This window comes from Escherichia sp. MOD1-EC6842, from assembly GCF_002965705.1.
GTDB classification, from domain to species: domain Bacteria; phylum Pseudomonadota; class Gammaproteobacteria; order Enterobacterales; family Enterobacteriaceae; genus Escherichia; species Escherichia ruysiae.
Map to the genome: position 1 here is coordinate 1 of NZ_PTRF01000022.1, position 20,095 is coordinate 20,095.

A 20,095-nucleotide genomic window follows, 5' to 3' on the forward strand; every position below is an offset into this window, starting at 1 on the left:
ATATTAAATTCAGCATGTTATAAAAAACAACATCAATAGGGAAATATACTTTCGGAAAATATTTATATTAATATTTTATATAAATAGAGTAATGCATCCATAGAAAGAATACATTGTTCTATTTATACTCTGAAATAGGAAAAGGGAGAAACTCACGTCCCTCCCCTTCATTTTCTTACAATGATATTTTTAGACGTGAACCTCGCGCAACACCTTCTGCCCTGGCTGGCGAATAGTCGTAGAAAGTGCAAGAGACAGAATCAGCAGGGCGAAAATCACGTAGAAGGTCACATAGAAACCACCAAACAGTGAGGCGATAATCGAGCCGCAAATGCTGCCGATACCGAAACCGAGGTAAATTACACCGTAGTTTTTCGCCAGATTATTAAGTCCAAAGAACTCGCTGACCAGTGACGGGAACACCGTGATTGTGCCGCCGAAGTTAAACGCCACGCAGGCAATCGCCGCGAAGAACGTTAACGCATTGAGTGGAGCGAACAGCAGTGCCGCCATGCCCACCAGCGAAACCACCTGTCCAATGGTAATGACCCGAATACGGGCGATTTTGTCAGACAGAATACCCAGAACCAGACGACCAGAAAGGTTAGCAATTGAAATGACCGTCACTGCGTTGGCTGCGGAAATTGCATCAAGATGCGCCAGACTCTGCGCGATATCTTTCGCCACCCCAATAACATACAGGCCACTCATGCAGGCAGTCAGGAACATTACCGCCAGCATCCAGTACTGCGGTTTACGCATTGACTCTGCCAGGGTGAAATCATTTTCCACCACGCCATTATGGGTTTTGACTTCCTGTTTCGGCGCATCTTTCATTAAGGTCGCGCCAAAAACAATCATCACCAGCGCAATCGCGCCCCAAATTATAAAGGTTTTTTCCAGACCGACCGTTTCCAGCAGTTGCGTGTCGATAAATTTGAACCCCAGGCTACCCAGGCCATAGGAACCAATGGCGAATGCGGAGATCAAACCTTTACGTTCCGGGAACCACTTCACGCAGTTAGAGAGCGTCAGCAAGTAACCCGCGCCATCTGCCAGACCGACCAGCACACCGGCACTCAGCCACAGCATCATCAGGTTGTTGGAATGCGCGGTCAGGAAGAAGCCTAATCCCAGCAAAATACCGGAAGCCATAGTGACGCGTTTAACGCCAAAACGTTCCTGTAATTTTCCCGCGACAGAAGATGAAATTGCCAGTCCCAGACTCAACAGGCCAAAGGAGAAAGCCACCTGGCTTACCGGTGCATCCAGTTTGGCGGAAAGTGCACCGTTAAACAGGCTCCAGGTATAAACCGACCCCAGGGCGAACTGGGTAATAATAGTACCGATAAGCGTCAGCCAGCGCGTACGTTGATAGTTGGAAGGTGTCATGGCAGTGTTCCTGCATTAATAAAAAGGAAAGGTCTCTGCCGACAACCATATCGAAGTGCACTTTATGCCAGGGGAAAAACGGCATGAAATGCCATCAGAACGGAATGAAATGCCTTAGTTCAGGAATGAATGACGTGACAAATATTCACCACAATAATAATTGTGTCAGTTAGTACCCACTATCAACACAATGATTGTTATACGCGGGTTCAAATTGTAAATGACAAGTTAAAATCTGGCGCTAACGCCCATGCTATACAAATAATCATTATTATTGTTGCTGTTTTCTGCCTGAGATAACGCGGCATAAGCGGCAATATGTGGGTTAAGCAACATATCGGCTCCCACAGTCACATCAAGCCAATTGCCGTTCTGATTTGTCGCCGTCATGCGGCTCAGGCCTGATTGAGCCTTCCAGATATTCTCACCAAATTGCTGGTTATAGCTGATTTGCGCCCAGGGACGAAAATCACCAAGCCGGGAATCAACACGCCAGCCTAATGTACTGACGCTGGCATGCCATAACGGATCGGTCAACGTTGCATTGCTGTCGCCAAACTCGTTATACATCGAAATGGTCGTACCATCATAATGCAATGCGGCGACTGGGCCTGTTGTAACATGTTCATATAAAGGGAAATTCCAGCCCATACTCATACTGCTGGTCACATCGGCAGGCGTATCCTCCGCCAGATTGACTTCCAGTCCCAGCGCCCTTTGGCTACTTTGAATACGTTGCGACAAAATATCGTTGTAATCAGGTTGGTGATCACTATCCCAGGTATAACGCTCCGTAGTATGCCCAGGCTGCGTATCAACGATATATTCTTGTTGCCAGGCATAAGCTGTGTTGAGAAAAAGAGAACTGATTACAACGCTCGCCAGCAAACTTAACGTCCAGTGGCCACCGCATTTTTTTATGATCATTAACACGACTCCAGAAAAGAGCCGAATTCGGCAATATTATTGTCATTGTATGAAGGATATCGGGCATAGTAGCCCTGTATTAAATATTGACTTTTTCACCGATGCGTCAAGAAAAGCGGCTGAAATTTTTACGGTCTGGTATATAGCGAGGGAAAGTATGGAACGTTGCGGCTGGGTGAGTCAGGACCCACTTTATATTGCCTACCACGATAATGAGTGGGGCGTGCCTGAAACCGACAGTAAAAAACTGTTCGAAATGATCTGCCTTGAAGGACAACAGGCTGGGTTATCCTGGATTACCGTCCTCAAAAAACGTGAAAATTATCGCGCTTGTTTTCATCAGTTTGATCCCGTCAAGGTCGCGGCAATGCAGGAAGATGATATCGAAAGACTGGTACAGGATACCGGGATTATCCGCCATCGTGGAAAAATCCAGGCCATTATCGGCAATGCGCGCGCTTACCTGCAAATGGAGCAAAACGGCGAACCGTTTGCCGACTTTGTCTGGTCGTTCGTAAACCACCAGCCACAAGTGACACAAGCCAGAACATTGAGCGAAATCCCTACTTCAACGCCCGCCTCCGACGCGCTCTCCAAGGCTCTGAAAAAACGCGGCTTTAAGTTTGTTGGCACGACAATTTGTTACTCCTTTATGCAGGCATGTGGGCTGGTGAATGATCATGTGGTTAGCTGCTGTTGCCATCCGGGGAACAAATCATGATTCGGGAAGCACTGCTTTCGGAACTGCCCGCGATTCTGGAGTTATGGCTGGAAAGCACAAGCTGGGGACATCCCTTTATAGAAACAAGCTATTGGCGTGACTGCATTCCGCTGGTGCGTGATGCATATCTAGCCAACGCGCAAAACTGGGTGTGGGAAGACAATGGTGAATTTCTCGGTTTTGTCAGCATTATGGAGGGCCGGTTTCTGGCAGCGATGTTTGTCGCACCGAAGGCTATCAGGCGCGGCATTGGTAAGGCGCTGATGCAACATGTACAGCAGCGCCATCCCCATTTGTTGCTGGAGGTTTATCAAAAAAACCAACCGGCGATAGATTTTTACCATGCGCAGGGGTTTCATATTGTCGACTGCGCATGGCAGGAGGAAACCCAACTCCCTACCTGGATTATGGATTGGCAGGCGGATCAAACGCCGTAAGCGACAGCTCCGGGCCATTATATTTTTCCAGCCATGCCAGCGCCGTGTTACCCGCACAGCCATTCCCCAGCCGCGAGCTGGGAAGGTCTTTAGTTAGCACGTTAACCGCACCATTTTTACAAATGCCGCCAGCAGATAAATCAAGATCTGGCCACGCGCCTTCGTGAATACAAATCACGCCAGGTTTAATACCTTCGCTAATGACGGCTCCGACAAGGATTTGTCCGCGCGAGTTCCACACCCGAACTGTATCGCCATCTTGTATACCCCGCGCCCGCGCATCTTCTGGGTGAATGGTGACAGGTTCACGATTTGCCACCGCATACAATTCGCGCAAGGAACTGTAATTCAGCTGACTGTGCAGACGATGTGCCGGGTGAGCAGAAAGTATCTGCAACTGTTCCGGTTCTGCATTGCCCTGCCATTCGTCCGGCTCCAGCCACATTGGATGCCCTGGGCAATCCGGATAAGCGTAATCGGCAATACGCTGTGAGAAGATTTCAATCTTGCCGCTGGCGGTTTTTAACGGATACGCCTGCGGATCGCGGCGAAAATCAGCGAAGCGAATAAACCGCTCGCTGTCTGGGTTTTCCGGCATCTCAATGAATTGGTTGGCTTCCCAGAACTCAGTAAATGGCGGCAATTCAACCTGCTGACTTGCCCCACGCTGCCGGGCGACGTTATAAAACGTTTCCAGCCATTGCAACTCACTTTTCCCTTCTGTAAATCGCGCGTAGCCGCCCTTTTCCCACCGTTCGCTTAATTCAGCAAAAACATCAAAATCATTACGTGCTTCACCACGCGGTGGCACCACTTGTTTCATCGGCACCAGATGCTGATTGCTGTAATCGCCGGTCATGGTGAGATCATTACGCTCAAACGACGTGGTCGCAGGGAGAACGATATCAGCGTGTTTTGCCGCCGCCGTCCAGAAGCATTCGGAGATCACCACCAGCTCTGGTTTTTGCCAGGCGTGAATCAGACGATTGGTATCCTGATGGTGGGTAAAGTTGGCACCACCCGCCCACCAGATAAAACGAATATCCGGGAAATGTCGGTTCATACCGTTGTGTTGATATGTGCCACCGGGGTTTTCTAATGCTTCAACAATACGGGCAACGGGGATTTTATCTACCGCATCGGTGCCGCCGGGCAAACTACTTTGCATGGAAGAGAGCACCGCAGCGCGGCGGGTCGGATTGCCGCCATTGGCAAAATGGTAAGAAAGGCCAAAGCCGCCGCCGGGTGTGCCGATTTGCCCCAACATTGCCGCCAGCGTGACGATCATCCAGTGTTTTTGCTCACCAAACTGTTGGCGCTGCATTCCCCATCCCGCCATCAGCATCGTAGTGTTTTGGTGGAAAATAACCGCCAGCTCGCGAATCTTCTCGGGTGGAATGCCGCAAATCTCCGCCGCCCATTCGGCAGTTTTCGCTATTCCGTCTTTCTCGCCCAGCAAATAGGAGGCGAAGACGTCATAACCCGTGGTGCAACGCGCCAGAAACTCTTCGTCGTGCCAGTCATTTTCCACCAGCGTATGGGCGATCCCCAGCATTAGCGCAACATCCGTGCCCATATGGGGGGCTATCCACTCCATTTTATCGCCAAAGAAATCGACGGTTTCCGATCGCATTGGATCAATGCAGATCAGCTTTTTCCCGCTGTCACGCAATGCAGAAAAGTAAGAAAGCCCCTGCTCATCGGATGCATTCCACGCAATTTTCAGCGTATTGAGAGGGTTAGCACTCCACAACACCACGACATCACTATGTTCCAGCACCAGCGGCCAACTGGTTTGCTGTTGATAAACTTCGCTGCCCCCCACGACATACGGCATGATCGCCTGTGCCGCGCCGGTCGAATAATCCCCCAGATGCCCGGTATAACCGCCTGCCAGCGCCATATAGCGTTGTAATAAAGTTGACGCTTTATGCAAGACGCCATTTGAACGCCAGCCGTAGGAACCAGCAAAAATCGATGCTGGGCCATAAGCCTCACGAATACGTTTATGTTGATGGTGAATAAGATCCAGCGCCTCATCCCAACTCACGCGAACAAATTCATCCTGCCCACGAATGCCTTGCGGGTTTTCTGGTGACGCGAGAAAGCCTTTGCGCACCATTGGAAATCGTACCCGCGTATTGCTGTGAACCTGGTCGCGAACCGCGCTCTGCAAGGAGTTTTCCAGCTCTGTCGCTAACGCGCCACGCGAGCTAAAAACTGTTTCACCGTCGGTTTCAACCAGCATGGGTCCCCAGTGGGCGGCAGTCAGAACGGAATAACGTGAGGATGAATTGGCCAAACCGAAGGCTCCTGAAAGGTTAGATGTATTGGGCAGTTAAATATTACTTACAAATTTCCGAGTATTCCCAGGAATAATCTTCATGTTCACACGGCATAATCTCCCGCCACGGCACCCGTGAACAAGAATAAAAAGGTTATTAAGGATTAACAATGAAGAAACGTGTTTATCTTATTGCTGCCGTCGTGAGCGGCGCTCTGGCGGTATCTGGCTGTACAACTAACCCTTACACCGGCGAACGTGAAGCAGGCAAATCTGCTATCGGCGCAGGTCTGGGCTCTCTCGTTGGCGCGGGTATTGGCGCGCTCTCTTCTTCGAAGAAAGATCGCGGTAAAGGCGCGCTGATTGGCGCAGCAGCAGGCGCGGCACTGGGCGGTGGCGTTGGTTATTATATGGATGTACAGGAAGCGAAGCTGCGTGGCAAAATGCGCGGCACCGGCGTTAGCGTAACCCGCAGCGGGGACAACATTATCCTTAACATGCTGAACAATGTGACCTTTGACAGCAGCAGCGCGACCCTTAAACCGGCCGGTGCTAACACGCTGACTGGCGTGGCAATGGTGCTGAAAGAGTACCCAAAAACGGCAGTTAACGTGATTGGTTATACCGACAGCACGGGTGGTCACGACCTGAACATGCGTCTCTCCCAGCAGCGTGCGGATTCCGTTGCCAGCGCGTTGATCACCCAGGGTGTGGACGCCAGCCGCATCCGTACTCAGGGTCTTGGCCCGGCTAATCCGATCGCCAGCAACAGCACCGCTGAAGGTAAGGCGCAAAACCGCCGTGTAGAAATCACTTTAAGCCCGCTCTAATCCCTTTCATGCCGGGTGATGCAGAAATCACCTGGCATTCTTCAGTTTTCCTTCATCATATTTCAGGCTAAGGTGATCGCCTTATCAGTGAATGGAGAGAAGAATGAAGCCGTCCGTTATCCTCTACAAAGCCTTACCTGATGATCTACTGCAACGCCTGCAAGAGCATTTCACCGTTCACCAGGTAGCAGACCTCAATCCACAAACCATTGAACAAAACGCGGCGATTTTTGCCGAAGCTGAAGGTTTACTGGGTTCAAACGAGAATGTTGATGCCGCATTACTGGAAAAAATGCCAAAACTGCGTGCCACTTCAACTGTCTCCGTCGGCTATGACAATTTCGACGTCGATGCGCTTAACGCTCGAAAAATCCTGCTGATGCATACGCCAACCGTGTTAACGGAAACCGTCGCCGATACGCTGATGGCGCTGGTGCTGTGTACAGCGCGTCGGATTGTGGAAGTGGCGGAACGCGTAAAAGCTGGCGAATGGACCGCCAATATCGGCCCGGACTGGTACGGCGTTGACGTTCACCATAAAACACTGGGCATTGTCGGGATGGGACGGATCGGCATGGCCCTGGCACAGCGCGCGCACTTTGGCTTCAATATGCCAATTCTCTATAACGCGCGCCGCCACCATAAAGAAGCAGAGGAACGCTTTAACGCCCGCTACTGCGATCTGGATACGCTGTTACAAGAATCAGATTTCGTTTGCCTGATCCTGCCGCTAACTGAAGAAACTCATCACCTGTTTGGCGCAGAACAATTCGCCAAAATGAAATCCTCCGCCATTTTCATTAATGCAGGGCGTGGGCCGGTAGTTGACGAAAATGCACTGATTGCGGCGTTGCAGAAAGGGGAAATTCACGCCGCTGGTCTGGATGTCTTCGAACAAGAGCCATTGCCAGTAGATTCGCCGTTGCTCTCAATGACAAATGTCGTTGCAGTACCACATATTGGTTCAGCCACCCATGAGACGCGTTATGGCATGGCTGCCTGTGCCGTGGATAATTTGATTAATGCGTTGCAGGGGAAGGTTGAGAAGAACTGTGTGAATCCGCACGTCGCGGACTAAGCCGCGACTGCGTGGAGAAAAGCCCGATAACCGTTCGGGCTTTTACTCTTTATTGGGTTGCAGTGACTGCCGTGGTCCAGGCCTGATTAAACGCCTGATGCTGTGCCGGTAATGGCGCAATCAGTTTGTTATATTCACTCGCCTGCTGTGAAGTCGGGAACTGGATGCCATTCGCGACAAAGCTCACCTGAGTACCTTGTTGAGCGATGTAGTCCCCCACCATCACCAGTTGCTGCGTGAACGTTTGAGCCGCCGGAATCAGCGGTTGCAACGCATCAGCTGGGGTCGTCACTACTTTAGTGAATGCCTGATCAAAGACCGGTTTCAGGTCATCGGTCTGTTTTAGCGCAGAGTGCGCAGCATCGGCCTGCAACTTCGCATTTTGCAATTGTTGCGCCAGTACGCCAAGAGATCCGTTCATTTCACGCAGTGGACCACTTTGCGTGACGTAATCCTGTGGTACGCGAATCGCGTTAACGCTGTCTACAACCGGACGCAGACCGGAATCCATCGCCTGATTAACCTGTTGGGAATAGCCATACAGGATCGCGTAATCAGAGACAAAAGGACCAAACTGTTTTTTCTGATCGGCAGTCAGGGTTGGTAGACGTTCACCGCTACGCATCACTGTATTCTGCAGGAAGTCGATAAACGCTTTACGCTGATCGCCTTCTTTATCAAAACACCCACTCAGGCTAACTACCATTAATAACGCCGCAAGAGGCGCAAACCAGCGAGAGCAGGACTTTCCTGTCGCCATTTTCTTACTCCTTTCACCCAAAAAAAGCGCACAACGACACACGCGTGTCTGACGCTGACAAGGATAGTCCAGGACAGGCTTACAGGATACCCTTTATGCATAATCTTCCTGGGAAAATGATGTAGAAAATGAAGAAGAGTTAATTTGTTGTTTTATTGTTAAAAACAGACATTGCTATTGCGTTTTTGTGGTCAGCTCATCCCTTCTCTTGGTAGGCCAAATTTTCGGAATCTTTACAATCCCAGGACGCTGAGAAATATTTCGGCATTAATCATATCGTTAGACGACTATAAGTCACGGCAACTTAGTAGCTGAATCGAATCATACTTAAATCACTCACGGGTTTCTCCCCGCTGTGTCTGCTTTTCCCGACTATTCTTAATGAGCTTCGATGAAATTCACGATCCCGCAGTGTGATTTGAGGAGTTTTCAATGGAATATAAAGATCCAATGCATGAGCTGTTGAGTAGCCTGGAACAAATTGTTTTTAAAGATGAAACGCAAAAGATTACCCTGACGCACAGAACAACGCCTTGTACCGAAATCGAGCAATTACGTAAAGGGACAGGGTTAAAAATTGATGATTTCGCCCGGGTTTTGGGCGTATCAGTAGCCATGGTGAAAGAATGGGAGTCCAGACGCGTAAAGCCTTCCAGTGCCGAACTAAAATTGATGCGCCTGATCCAGGCCAACCCAGCATTAAGTAAACAGTTGATGGAATAGACTTTTATCCACTGTATTGATGTTTACGGTCCTGATGACAGGACCGTTTTCCGACCAATTAATCATAAATATGGAAAATAATTGTTGCATCACCATTCAATGCGTGGCTTAATGCACATCAACGGTTTGACGTACAGACCATTAAAGCAGTGTAGTAAGGCAAGTCCCTTCAAGAGTTATCGTTGATACCCCTCGTAGTGCACATTCCTTTAACGCTTCAAAATCTGTAAAGCACGCCATATCGCCGAAAGGCACACTTAATTATTAAAGGTAATACACTATGTCCGGTAAAATGACTGGTATCGTAAAATGGTTCAACGCTGACAAAGGCTTCGGCTTCATCACTCCTGACGATGGCTCTAAAGACGTGTTCGTACACTTCTCTGCTATCCAGAACGATGGTTACAAATCTCTGGACGAAGGTCAGAAAGTGTCCTTCACCATCGAAAGCGGCGCTAAAGGCCCGGCAGCTGGTAACGTAACCAGCCTGTAATCTCTGCTTAAAAGCACAGAATCTAAGATCCCTGCCAATTGGCGGGGATTTTTTTATTTGTTATTTCAGGAAATAAATAATCGATCGCGTAATACAATCTATTATTATTTTTATAAAGAATAAATTTGGGTGCAATGAGAATGCGCAACGCCGTAAGAAAGGCGGGAATAATTTCCCGCCAAAGACTCTTACTCTTTCAAATTGCAGGCTAAAAATGCCGCCAGCTCATAGCTTCCCTGTTTAATATGCAATTCACACAGTGAATCTCTTATCATCCAGGTGAAAAATAAAAGCGTGAAACAAATCACTATTAAAGAAAGCAATCTATATTTCTGCGGCATTCCCAGCCTCCTGTGTTGATTTCCAACGAGTAAGAGGCTAACCTTATGGTGTTCAGGCATAGGGCAGCCTCACTTTGATTTATAGTCAGGTGGGGCTTTTCTCTGTCTGCCTTTTGGTAAATACCTGAGACAAACAGTCTCAAGCACCCAGACTTATTTTGGCGTAATAACCTCTTTTCCTCTCCTTAATAAATTCCGAAAAAAAATATCATAAAATTAATATATGAGATGATTTTTATTCAGCAGAAGATTATTAAAGGTAGCTGTATTATTTAGTGAAAAAAAAGTCTGCCATCTGGCAGACTTTTTAATAAAGGAGTTATTACTGCAGTAAAGAAATATCCGCTACACGCAGGAATAATTCGCGCAGTTTTTCCAGCATGGTCAGACGGTTGATACGTAGTTCTTTGTCATCGACCATTACCATCACTTTATCGAAGAAGGCATCAACCGGTTCACGCAACTCAGCCAGTTCGACCAGCGCATCCTGATAACGATCTTCTGCGAAGTACGGCTCCAGCTTGTCGCGCAATACAACTACCTGCATCGCCAGTTTAATTTCTTCCGGCTCTTTCAGGGTGGAGGCATTCACGCGATCGCTCAGCACTTCGTCTGATTTCGCCAGAATGTTAGATACACGCTTGTTCGCCGCCGCCAGTGCTGCCGCTGCTTCCAGGGTACGGAAGTGCGATACCGCCTTCATGCGGGCATCAAAATCTGCCGGACGAGTCGGACGACGCGCCAGTACCGCCTGGATGGTGTCGACGGTGTAACCTTCGTCCTGATACCAGGCGCGGAAGCGACCGAGCATAAAGTCGATAACGTCATCCACCACATTGGCGTTAGTCAGCTTATCACCGTACAAGCGCACAGCTTCTTCGGTCAGCGTTTGCAGATCAAGATTGAGGTTCTTCTCAACGATAATACGCAGCACGCCCAGCGCCGCACGACGCAGCGCAAACGGGTCTTTATCACCTTTCGGATGCTGACCAATACCGAAGATGCCCGCCAGGGTATCCATCTTGTCAGCAATCGCCAGCGCACAGGCTACCGGGTTAGACGGCAGGGAATCACCGGCAAAGCGCGGTTGATACTGCTCGTTCAGCGCCACCGCGACATCTTCCGCTTCACCATCATGACGCGCGTAGTGCATACCCATAACGCCCTGGGTGTCGGTGAACTCAAAGACCATGTTGGTCATCAGGTCACACTTGGACAGCAGCCCAGCACGAGTTGCGTGGTTAACGTCAGCGCCAATCTGTTCAGCGATCCAGCCAGCCAGAGCCTGAATGCGGTCAGTTTTATCGCGCAGCGTCCCCAGCTGTTGCTGGAACAGCACGGTTTGCAGGCGCGGCAGGTTATCTTCAAGACGTTTTTTACGGTCGGTGTTGAAGAAGAACTCGGCATCAGCCAGACGTGGACGAACGACTTTCTCGTTACCAGAGATAATTTGCTGCGGATCTTTCGACTCAATGTTGGCAACGAAGATAAAGTTCGGCAGCAGTTTGCCGTCGTTCGCATACACCGGGAAGTATTTCTGGTCACCTTTCATGGTATAAACCAGTGCTTCAGACGGCACAGCGAGGAATTTCTCTTCGAATTTCGCGGTCAGAACAACCGGCCATTCAACCAGCGAAGCCACTTCTTCCAGAAGGCTTTCGCTTAAGTCAGCATTACCACCAATCTTACGCGCCGCTTCTTCAGCATCGACTTTAATCTTCGCCTTACGCTCTTCGTAATCGGCGATGACTTTACCGCGCTCACGCAGAATTTCCGGATACTGATCGGCATTGTCGATGGTAATTTCCGGCTCACCCATAAAGCGATGTCCACGAATTACGCGATCGGACTGAATACCCAGAATGGTTGCCGGAATGACTTTATCGCCCAGCAGCAAAGTTACGGTGTGCACCGGACGCACGAAGTGCACGTCAGACGCGCCCCAGCGCATCAGTTTCGGGATCGGTAGTTTCGCCAGCGAAGTGGCTACCATGTTCGGAACAAGTGCCTCGGTGCTTTCGCCCTTCACATGAGCGCGATACAGTAGCCATTCGCCTTTGTCAGTAGTCAGACGCTCGGCCTGGTCAACGGAGATCCCGCAACCACGCGCCCAGCCTTCTGCTGCTTTACTCGGTTTGCCTTCGGCGTCGAAAGCCTGGGCAATCGCCGGGCCGCGTTTTTCGATTTCACGGTCAGGCTGGGCTTCCGCCAGGTTAGCCACTTTCAGCGCCAGACGACGCGGAGCCGCAAACCATTGAACGGTGCCGTGTGCGAGGCCAGCGTTATCCAGCTCCGCAGTAAAGTTCGCAGCAAAGGACTCAGCCAGGCTGCGCAGTGCTTTTGGTGGCAGCTCTTCAGTGCCGATTTCCACCAGAAAAGTTTTCTCAGACATAGCCGCCTCTTACTTATCTTTGTTGCACATCGGGAAGCCGAGGGCTTCACGGGAAGCGTAGTATGCTTCTGCCACTGCTTTGGTCAGGGTGCGAATGCGCAAAATATAACGCTGACGCTCAGTGACGGAGATGGCTTTACGCGCATCCAGCAGGTTGAAGCTGTGGGCGGCTTTCAGAATACGCTCGTAGGCAGGCAGCGGCAGCGGATTTTCCAGCGCCAGCAGCTGCTGCGCTTCTTTCTCGTACTGCTCGAAGCAGGTGAACAGGAAGTCCACGTCCGCGTATTCGAAGTTATAAGTGGACTGCTCCACTTCGTTCTGATGGAACACGTCGCCATAAGTGGTTTTACCCAGCGGGCCGTCGCTCCAGACCAGGTCGTAAACGCTGTCTACGCCCTGAATGTACATCGCCAGACGTTCCAGACCATAGGTGATCTCGCCGGTAACCGGTTTACACTCCAGACCACCAACCTGCTGGAAGTAAGTGAACTGCGTCACTTCCATGCCGTTCAGCCACACTTCCCAGCCCAGCCCCCAGGCACCCAGCGTCGGGTTTTCCCAGTTATCTTCCACGAAACGAATATCGTGGATAGTCGGGTCCATGCCCAGCTCTTTCAGAGAACCGAGGTACAGCTCCTGGATATTGTCCGGCGATGGCTTAATCACCACCTGGAACTGATAGTAATGCTGTAAGCGGTTGGGGTTTTCGCCGTAGCGACCATCGGTCGGGCGACGAGAAGGCTGGACATAAGCAGCCGCCATCGGTTCTGGCCCCAGCGCGCGCAGACAGGTCATTGGGTGAGAGGTTCCCGCGCCGACTTCCATGTCCAATGGTTGAACAATGGTGCAGCCCTGGCGAGCCCAGTAATCCTGTAAGGTCAGGATCAAGCCCTGGAAGGTCCTGGTATCAAACTTTTGCATATTATTTCGTGCTGGATACGTGTGGATTTAAAGGAAGGGATCAGTATACCCGCTGGATGGAAGATATACAGTACGAAACGGGAAAAAGCAGGGCTTAACGCATGGAAAGATGCAAAAAATGGCCATCCGCGTCAAAAGAACAGACAAAGTGCTCTTTCCGAAAGGTATAGCCGCGCATTTCGTAACTCCCCTGGAACTGTTCAAATGCGGTGACGTCGATTTTTTGCTCGCCGGTGTTATAACGTTTTGCTGCCTGATCCTTGCATAAGGCTTCCATATTCAACGAACGCAGCGGATCAACTTTTACCCGTTGTGCTTTCTGTACGGGTGGCGTTGTTGAGCATCCTACTAACACCATAAGCGCCATTACCGGAAAGAAAGAGTTCATCATCATTAAATTACCGTCTGGTTTGCAGGTGAGTCTTATTATTTATATCGGTATAGTGGCTGATATCTTACGAATTTCCTCAAGCCTCTATAAGCTGTAGTGATAAAACTCAGATTATTCCAGTGCACCAACCGAATGATTTATCAGTCAGACTTTTTTTAACCAGATACAGAGACACAGATGCAGCCCAAAATTTACTGGATTGATAACCTGCGAGGGATAGCGTGTTTAATGGTGGTGATGATTCACACCACTACCTGGTATGTGACCAATGCCCATAGTGTTAGCCCTATCACCTGGGATATCGCGAATATTCTAAATTCTGCCTCTCGTGTCAGCGTACCGCTATTTTTCATGATTTCCGGCTATCTCTTTTTTGGCGAACGCAGCGCCCAGCTGCGCCATTTCTTACGTATCGGCTTATGCCTGCTGTTTTATAGCACTGTCGCACTGCTCTACATTGCACTGTTTACTTCCATCAATGTGGAGATATCGCTGAAAAACCTGCTACAAAAGCCGGTGTTTTATCACTTATGGTTTTTCTTCGCGATTGCGGTGATTTATCTGGTTTCGCCGCTGATTCAGGTAAAGCACGTCGGCGGTAAAATGTTGTTGGTGCTAATGGTGGTGATTGGCATCATCGCCAACCCAAACACAGTGCCACAGAAGATCGACGGTTTTGAATGGCTACCAATTAACTTATATATCAATGGCGATACTTTTTACTACATCCTGTATGGCATGTTGGGCCGCGCCATTGGGATGATGGACACGCAGCACAAGCCACTGTCGTGGATGAGCGCCGCACTGTTTATCGCCGGGGTATTTATTATCTCTCGCGGGACATTATATGAATTACAGTGGCGCGGAAACTTTGCTGATACCTGGTATCTTTACTGTGGGCCGATAGTTTTTATTTGCGCAATTGCGTTACTGACTCTGGTAAAAAATACACTGGATACGCGCACTATTAGCGGACTTGGGCTGATATCCCGTCATTCTCTGGGTATATACGGGTTCCACGCGTTGATTATCCATGCGCTGCGCACCAGTGGTATTGAGCTTAAAAGCTGGCCAATACTGGATATTATTTGGATCTTTTGCGCGACGCTGGCAGCAAGCTTGTTGCTTTCTGTACTGGTACAACGAATCGATAAAAACAGATTAGTAAGTTAAGTAAAAGCCCGGTCACACTGGACTGACCGGGCTTACGTAGATTATTCGCTATATTCTTCCTGCGCAACCATCGTTTCTTTTGGTGCGTTGATCCCAGCATCACGGATATTTTTCTGCACCGCTACTGCACCAAACAAGCTTAAAAAGAAGGCCAGACCATAGAAGCCTTTTTCGCTGAGTAATAACGTCGCATTCCACAGACCTACCATCAGTAATGCAACAGAGATAATAAACACAGTCAGGCAGGTCATATAATAAATGGAGGTGGTCGGTATGCCTTCATACTTGTCCCGAACGGTCTTTTGATAAGACGCTGCAGAAAACAGTCCTAATACCAGTACGGCAAAATAATATCCTTTTTCATTTAACTGCATCTCTGCATTCCATAGCCCTAACAGATAGGTAACGATACCACCAACGAGAGCTATCCATGACACAATACTGAATGCCGGAGAATAGGTTGATATTTTGTTTTCCATCACTGACTTCCTTTCATTCCTGAAGCTTAAGAGCTTTATGCCGAGCGAAATACTCGCATTTGACCAAACAAGCAGACAAAAAAGGCGATGGGGTAGATCACCATTTCATAAGCATTGATAGGTGCGTTTAAAACACCGATAAACAAGAGACCGATGGTGATTAACGCTACCAACTGGCAGATGCGGATAAACAAATCATCCAGTTGCCCAAGTTTTTCTGCGCGCAGATATGCATAGTTACCAAAAGTCCCCGTCATTAACACGCCAAGAAAATAGCCTTTGCCACTTAACAATGGACATGAGATCCATAATCCAATCAGATAAACCAGCGCCCCGACCACAAATAATAGTTTTGCTACAGTCTTTGAGGTTTTCATAACGATCTCCATATCTACCTGCGATACATTACGAGTAACCAACGAAAGACAAAACTGAAAAATGCCATTAACAAATGATTTTCAGAATAAATTCATATAAAAAATTAATATATTCTAAATATATATAGATGGAGATTATCCCCCGCCACATAAGGCAGGGGGAAATATTATGCCATTAGCGGCAGAAGTTGCTGATAGAGGCGACGGAACGTTTCACGTCGTGGCTGATAAGCGGTATAACGCTGCGCATCCGGCAGATGCGACTGTTCTAAGGGCAGTTGTGGCAACAATTCAATGAGCGATTTCTCTGGATTCGCAGCAGTCTGTGCCAGCCTTGCTGCGCCCAGTGCAGGGCCTACATCCCCCCCCGTGCGGTAATCCAGTTGCTGACCGCTAATATCCGCCAGCATCTGACGCCAGTACTCGCTACGCGCTCCGCCACCAATCAGTGTAATGCTTTGCGGTTGAATGCCACAGGCATGTACGACATCCATGCCATCCGCCAACGCATACCCCACGCCTTCCAGTACCGCGCGAGCCAGTTCTGCGGGGCCGTGTTGATGGGTCAGACCGAAGAAAACGCCCTTTGCCTGTGGATTATTGTGCGGCGTGCGCTCGCCGGAAAGATAAGGCAAAAACCAGACAGGATCGACATTCTCATCGGCCTGCTGAGCTGCGGCAATTAAAGCGGGGACATCGCTCAGACCGGTTAATTTCGTCGCCCAGTCCAGACACGACGCCGCACTCAGCATCACCGACATTAAATGCCAACGCTCAGGTAAAGCATGGCAAAAGCTGTGTACGGCACTTTCCGGCTTACTTAGGAAACCTTCGCTCACCGCAAAATAAACACCTGAAGTCCCCAGCGATAACATTGCCTGGTTGGCATCAACCATACCCACACCAACCGCGCCAGCCGCATTATCGCCGCCGCCCGCAACAACCGGCACTGCATTCATTCCCCACGCTTTTGCAACCTCAGGTAGCAAAGTGCCGGTAATTTCGCTGCCTTCGTATAATGCTGGCATCTGATCTCGAGATAACTGGCAAGCCTCCAGCATAACATCGCTCCAGTCACGCTTTGCGACATCCAGCCACATGGTGCCGGCTGCATCAGACATATCACTGGCGAATTCTCCCGTCATCCGCAGACGCAAATAATCTTTCGGCAATAATACTTTGTCTACCTGAAGGAATATCTCTGGCTCGTTTCGCTGAATCCACAGTAATTTAGGCGCGGTAAATCCGGGCATCATCAGGTTGCCTGTAATATTCCGCGACTGCGGAACTCGCGCTTCCAGCAAAGCACACTCCTCCGCGCAGCGCCCGTCGTTCCACAAAATGGCGGGACGTAGCACCCGCTGCTGAGCATCAAGTAAAGTAGCACCATGCATTTGCCCGGCAATACCCAATGCTTTAACGTCTCGCAGAGAATGCTGTTCACCCAGGATTTTCATCGCGCGACCAGTCGCCAGCCACCACTGTTCCGGATCTTGCTCCGACCAGAGTGGATGCGGACGCGAAACGGTTAGTTTTTCCGTTTGCGAAGCGACCACTTCACCTTGCTCGTTGAGCAAAATAACTTTTACGCCCGATGTGCCAAGATCTATCCCGATATACATAGCGATTGTTCCTTAAAAAAATGCCCGGTATCGCTACCGATAACCGGGCTTGCGGACTGCACAATTAGCCGTTATTTGTCGAACAGATAATGATTTACCAGATTTTCCAGTTGCTCCTGGCGTCCACTCTGATGCACCGGCGCCAGATTGTTGTCCTGAGCATATTTTGCTAAATCCGCCAATGACATTTGGCCTTTCAGGATTTGCTGACCCAGTTCACTATTCCAGCCGGAATAACGTTGTGCTACGCGTTTATCCAGTTCGCCGTCTTCAATCATGCGGGCTGCAATTTTCAGTGACAGCGCCATCGTATCCATCGCCCCAATATGACCGTAGAACAGATCGTATTTATCAGTGCTCTGACGACGTACTTTGGCATCAAAGTTCAGACCGCCGGTCGTGAAGCCACCTGCTTTGAGGATTTCATACATTACCAGCGCGTTCTCTTCCACGCTGTTCGGGAACTGGTCAGTATCCCAGCCCAGTTGCGCGTCGCCACGGTTAGCATCGACAGAACCGAACAGACCAAGCGCAATGGCTGTGGCAATTTCATGGTGGAAAGAGTGACCCGCAAGCGTCGCGTGGTTCGCTTCAATATTCAGTTTAATCTCTTTTTCCAGGCCAAACTGTTTCAGGAAGCCGTAAACCGTTGCGGCATCGTAATCATATTGATGTTTGGTCGGTTCTTGCGGTTTCGGTTCGATAAGCAGCGTGCCCTGGAAACCGATTTTATGTTTATGCTCAACCACCATCTGCATAAAGCGACCAAGCTGTTCACGCTCCTGACGAAGATCGGTATTCAACAGAGTTTCATAACCTTCACGACCGCCCCACAGCACATAGTTTTCACCACCCAGTTTATGCGTTGCTTCCATCGCGGTAACAACTTGTGTAGCTGCCCAGCTAAAGACTTCGGGATCTGGATTCGTCGCCGCGCCTGCGCCATAGCGAGGGTTAGTAAAGCAGTTGGCTGTTCCCCACAGCAGTTTCACGCCGCTCTCTTCTTGCTTGCCAGCCAGCACATCGACCATTTGCGCAAAGTTATTGATGTACTCTTTTAACGATGAGCCTTCCGGGGAAACATCCACGTCATGGAAGCAATAAAACGGCACATGTAGTTTGTGGAAAAACTCGAATGCGACATCGGCTTTACGCTTCGCCAGCGCGAGGGCTTCGCCAGGCTGCTGCCACGGACGATTAAACGCGCCCACGCCAAACATGTCCGCCCCGTTCCAGCAGAAGGTGTGCCAGTAGCAGGCGGCAAAACGCAAGTGGTCTTCCATACGCTTGCCCAACACCAGTTCGTCGGGGTTGTAATGACGGAATGCTAACGGGTTAGAGGATTTCGGACCTTCATAACGAACGCGATCGAGCTGGTCAAAATAGGCTTGCATAATGAACTCCATAATCAGGTAATGCCGCGTGTGATGGATGATGTCGTAATATTGGGCACTCCCTTTCAGTTGCTCAATTATGTTATTTCACACTGCTATTGAGATAATTCACAAGTGTGCGCTCGCTCGCAAAAATAATATGGAATGATGAAACCGGGTGATTTCTCGAATAGAAAAATGCAACAAGTACAATTAATCAACAAAAGTAAGATCTCTGTCATAAATCAAGAAATAAACCAAAAATCGTAATCGAAAGATAAAAATCTGTAATTGTTTTCCCCTGTTTAGTTGCTAAAAATTGGTTACGTTTATCGCGGTGATTGTTACTTTTTTAAGCTGTCCTCTAACAACAGAAGGCCTCTGAATCATGAAAATAAAGAACATTTTACTCACCCTTTGCACCTCACTTCTGCTTACTAACGTCGCGGCGCACGCCAAAGAAGTAAAAATAGGAATGGCGATTGATGATCTCCGTCTTGAACGCTGGCAAAAGGATCGGGATATCTTTGTTAAAAAAGCAGAATCTCTCGGTGCAAAAGTATTTGTACAATCTGCGAATGGCAATGAAGAAACCCAAATGTCGCAGATTGAAAACATGATTAACCGGGGCGTCGACGTTCTTGTCATTATTCCGTATAACGGTCAGGTATTAAGTAACGTTGTAAAAGAAGCCAAACAAGAAGGTATAAAAGTATTAGCTTACGACCGCATGATTAATGATGCAGATATCGATTTTTATATTTCTTTCGATAATGAAAAAGTCGGCGAACTGCAAGCAAAAGCCCTGGTTGATATCGTCCCACAAGGCAATTATTTCCTGATGGGTGGCTCCCCGGTCGATAACAACGCCAAGCTATTCCGCGCCGGGCAAATGAAAGTATTAAAACCTTATGTTGACTCAGGAAAAATTAAAGTCGTTGGCGACCAATGGGTTGATGGCTGGTTACCAGAAAATGCGCTGAAAATTATGGAAAATGCGCTAACTGCCAACAATAACAAAATTGATGCGGTTGTTGCCTCAAACGATGCTACCGCTGGCGGGGCAATTCAGGCATTAAGCGCGCAAGGTTTATCAGGGAAAGTAGCAATTTCCGGCCAGGATGCGGATCTCGCGGGCATAAAACGTATTGCTGCCGGTACGCAAACTATGACGGTGTATAAACCCATTACGTTGTTGGCAAATACTGCCGCAGAAATTGCCGTTGAGTTGGGCAATGGTCAGGAACCAAAAGCAGATACCACACTGAATAATGGTCTGAAAGATGTTCCATCCCGCCTGCTGACACCAATCGATGTTAATAAAAACAACATCAAAGATACGGTAATTAAAGACGGATTCCACAAAGAGAGCGAGCTTTAA

The 20,095-nt window shown here is 49.0% G+C and carries 21 protein-coding genes; 9 read left to right on the forward strand and 12 right to left on the reverse strand.

Translation table 11 applies throughout. The annotated features are described in order from the left end of the window. Window positions 1-189 precede the first annotated feature (189 nt). Together A7Z29_RS20080 and A7Z29_RS20090 are read right to left on the reverse strand one after the other, a co-directional pair. Window positions 190-1,392: an L-lactate MFS transporter gene (locus tag A7Z29_RS20080; protein ID WP_000189033.1), complete on the reverse strand. Its 1,203-nt coding sequence runs from the start codon at window positions 1,390-1,392 to the stop codon at window positions 190-192. Window positions 1,393-1,620: 228 nt separating this feature from the next. Beyond that, a complete protein-coding gene (locus A7Z29_RS20090) occupies window positions 1,621-2,319 on the reverse strand; it encodes an autotransporter outer membrane beta-barrel domain-containing protein (protein ID WP_000584406.1) in 699 nt (232 codons plus the stop codon). 157 nt (window positions 2,320-2,476) lie between these two features. Between A7Z29_RS20090 and tag the strand changes: the two genes are divergently transcribed. Together tag and A7Z29_RS20100 are read left to right on the forward strand one after the other, a co-directional pair. Further along, window positions 2,477-3,040, forward strand: a complete 564-nt coding sequence (tag, locus tag A7Z29_RS20095) for a DNA-3-methyladenine glycosylase I (protein ID WP_000438938.1) — start codon at window positions 2,477-2,479, stop codon at window positions 3,038-3,040. Next, entirely contained in the window at window positions 3,037-3,477 is a 441-nt protein-coding gene (locus A7Z29_RS20100; RefSeq protein WP_000617459.1) for an N-acetyltransferase, read from the forward strand. Before tag ends, A7Z29_RS20100 begins: the two co-directional genes overlap by 4 nt. Here A7Z29_RS20100 and bisC read toward each other — a convergent pair. After that, complete coding sequence (gene bisC, locus A7Z29_RS20105; protein WP_105290722.1) at window positions 3,446-5,779, reverse strand: biotin sulfoxide reductase; 2,334 nt, start codon at window positions 5,777-5,779, stop codon at window positions 3,446-3,448. The two genes, A7Z29_RS20100 and bisC, sit on opposite strands and share 32 nt — an antisense overlap. A gap of 152 nt (window positions 5,780-5,931) precedes the next feature. Here bisC and A7Z29_RS20110 point away from each other — a divergent pair, with 152 nt between their 5' ends. Together A7Z29_RS20110 and ghrB are read left to right on the forward strand one after the other, a co-directional pair. Further along, on the forward strand, window positions 5,932-6,591 hold the full coding sequence (locus A7Z29_RS20110; protein ID WP_105290723.1) for an OmpA family lipoprotein: 660 nt from the start codon (window positions 5,932-5,934) through the stop codon (window positions 6,589-6,591). A gap of 103 nt (window positions 6,592-6,694) precedes the next feature. After that, window positions 6,695-7,669: a glyoxylate/hydroxypyruvate reductase GhrB gene (gene ghrB / locus A7Z29_RS20115; protein WP_000805001.1), complete on the forward strand. Its 975-nt coding sequence runs from the start codon at window positions 6,695-6,697 to the stop codon at window positions 7,667-7,669. A 49-nt stretch (window positions 7,670-7,718) separates the two neighbouring features. Here the strand turns inward: ghrB and A7Z29_RS20120 are convergent, their stop codons facing one another. Next, a complete protein-coding gene (locus A7Z29_RS20120; RefSeq protein WP_000190517.1) occupies window positions 7,719-8,429 on the reverse strand; it encodes a DUF3053 domain-containing protein in 711 nt (236 codons plus the stop codon). Window positions 8,430-8,861: 432 nt separating this feature from the next. On the opposite strand from A7Z29_RS20120, the gene A7Z29_RS20125 reads away from it, so the two are divergent. The 3 genes from A7Z29_RS20125 to A7Z29_RS23830 all read left to right on the forward strand — a co-directional run bounded on the left by A7Z29_RS20125 (window position 8,862) and on the right by A7Z29_RS23830 (window position 9,857). Beyond that, complete coding sequence (locus A7Z29_RS20125) at window positions 8,862-9,152, forward strand: HTH-type transcriptional regulator (protein WP_010344962.1); 291 nt, start codon at window positions 8,862-8,864, stop codon at window positions 9,150-9,152. Between the two features lie 280 nt (window positions 9,153-9,432). Further along, a complete protein-coding gene (gene cspE / locus A7Z29_RS20130) occupies window positions 9,433-9,645 on the forward strand; it encodes a transcription antiterminator/RNA stability regulator CspE (protein WP_000014594.1) in 213 nt (70 codons plus the stop codon). A 140-nt stretch (window positions 9,646-9,785) separates the two neighbouring features. Further along, a complete protein-coding gene (locus tag A7Z29_RS23830) occupies window positions 9,786-9,857 on the forward strand; it encodes a hypothetical protein (protein ID WP_212735822.1) in 72 nt (23 codons plus the stop codon). Here A7Z29_RS23830 and hokA read toward each other — a convergent pair. The 4 genes from hokA to A7Z29_RS20150 form a co-directional block, all read right to left on the reverse strand. After that, window positions 9,834-9,986, reverse strand: a complete 153-nt coding sequence (gene hokA, locus A7Z29_RS20135; protein WP_001135738.1) for a type I toxin-antitoxin system toxin HokA — start codon at window positions 9,984-9,986, stop codon at window positions 9,834-9,836. The two genes, A7Z29_RS23830 and hokA, sit on opposite strands and share 24 nt — an antisense overlap. 322 nt (window positions 9,987-10,308) lie before the next feature. Continuing rightward, window positions 10,309-12,378, reverse strand: coding sequence for a glycine--tRNA ligase subunit beta (glyS, locus tag A7Z29_RS20140; RefSeq protein ID WP_105290724.1), 2,070 nt, complete (start codon window positions 12,376-12,378; stop codon window positions 10,309-10,311). Between the two features lie 9 nt (window positions 12,379-12,387). Then, the gene (glyQ, locus tag A7Z29_RS20145) at window positions 12,388-13,299 is read right to left on the reverse strand and encodes a glycine--tRNA ligase subunit alpha (RefSeq protein WP_001168544.1); all 912 of its coding nucleotides are present in this window, start codon (window positions 13,297-13,299) and stop codon (window positions 12,388-12,390) included. A 94-nt stretch (window positions 13,300-13,393) separates the two neighbouring features. After that, window positions 13,394-13,693 (reverse strand): YsaB family lipoprotein, encoded by a 300-nt coding sequence (locus A7Z29_RS20150; protein WP_000980163.1) that lies wholly within the window; start codon window positions 13,691-13,693, stop codon window positions 13,394-13,396. Between the two features lie 174 nt (window positions 13,694-13,867). Here A7Z29_RS20150 and A7Z29_RS20155 point away from each other — a divergent pair, with 174 nt between their 5' ends. Further along, window positions 13,868-14,863 carry an acyltransferase gene (locus A7Z29_RS20155; RefSeq protein WP_105290725.1) on the forward strand — a complete coding sequence of 332 codons (996 nt, stop codon included), beginning with the start codon at window positions 13,868-13,870 and terminating at the stop codon, window positions 14,861-14,863. A 41-nt stretch (window positions 14,864-14,904) separates the two neighbouring features. On the opposite strand, the gene yiaA is transcribed toward A7Z29_RS20155, so the two are convergent. The 4 genes from yiaA to xylA all read right to left on the reverse strand — a co-directional run bounded on the left by yiaA (window position 14,905) and on the right by xylA (window position 18,735). Next, complete coding sequence (yiaA, locus tag A7Z29_RS20160) at window positions 14,905-15,342, reverse strand: inner membrane protein YiaA (protein ID WP_085461395.1); 438 nt, start codon at window positions 15,340-15,342, stop codon at window positions 14,905-14,907. 35 nt (window positions 15,343-15,377) lie between these two features. Then, a complete protein-coding gene (yiaB, locus tag A7Z29_RS20165; RefSeq protein WP_010344952.1) occupies window positions 15,378-15,719 on the reverse strand; it encodes an inner membrane protein YiaB in 342 nt (113 codons plus the stop codon). Between the two features lie 167 nt (window positions 15,720-15,886). After that, window positions 15,887-17,341 carry a xylulokinase gene (gene xylB, locus A7Z29_RS20170; RefSeq protein WP_000275354.1) on the reverse strand — a complete coding sequence of 485 codons (1,455 nt, stop codon included), beginning with the start codon at window positions 17,339-17,341 and terminating at the stop codon, window positions 15,887-15,889. 71 nt (window positions 17,342-17,412) lie between these two features. Beyond that, entirely contained in the window at window positions 17,413-18,735 is a 1,323-nt protein-coding gene (gene xylA / locus A7Z29_RS20175; protein WP_001149550.1) for a xylose isomerase, read from the reverse strand. Window positions 18,736-19,102: 367 nt separating this feature from the next. Between xylA and xylF the strand changes: the two genes are divergently transcribed. Beyond that, window positions 19,103-20,095, forward strand: coding sequence for a D-xylose ABC transporter substrate-binding protein (gene xylF, locus A7Z29_RS20180; RefSeq protein WP_000694881.1), 993 nt, complete (start codon window positions 19,103-19,105; stop codon window positions 20,093-20,095).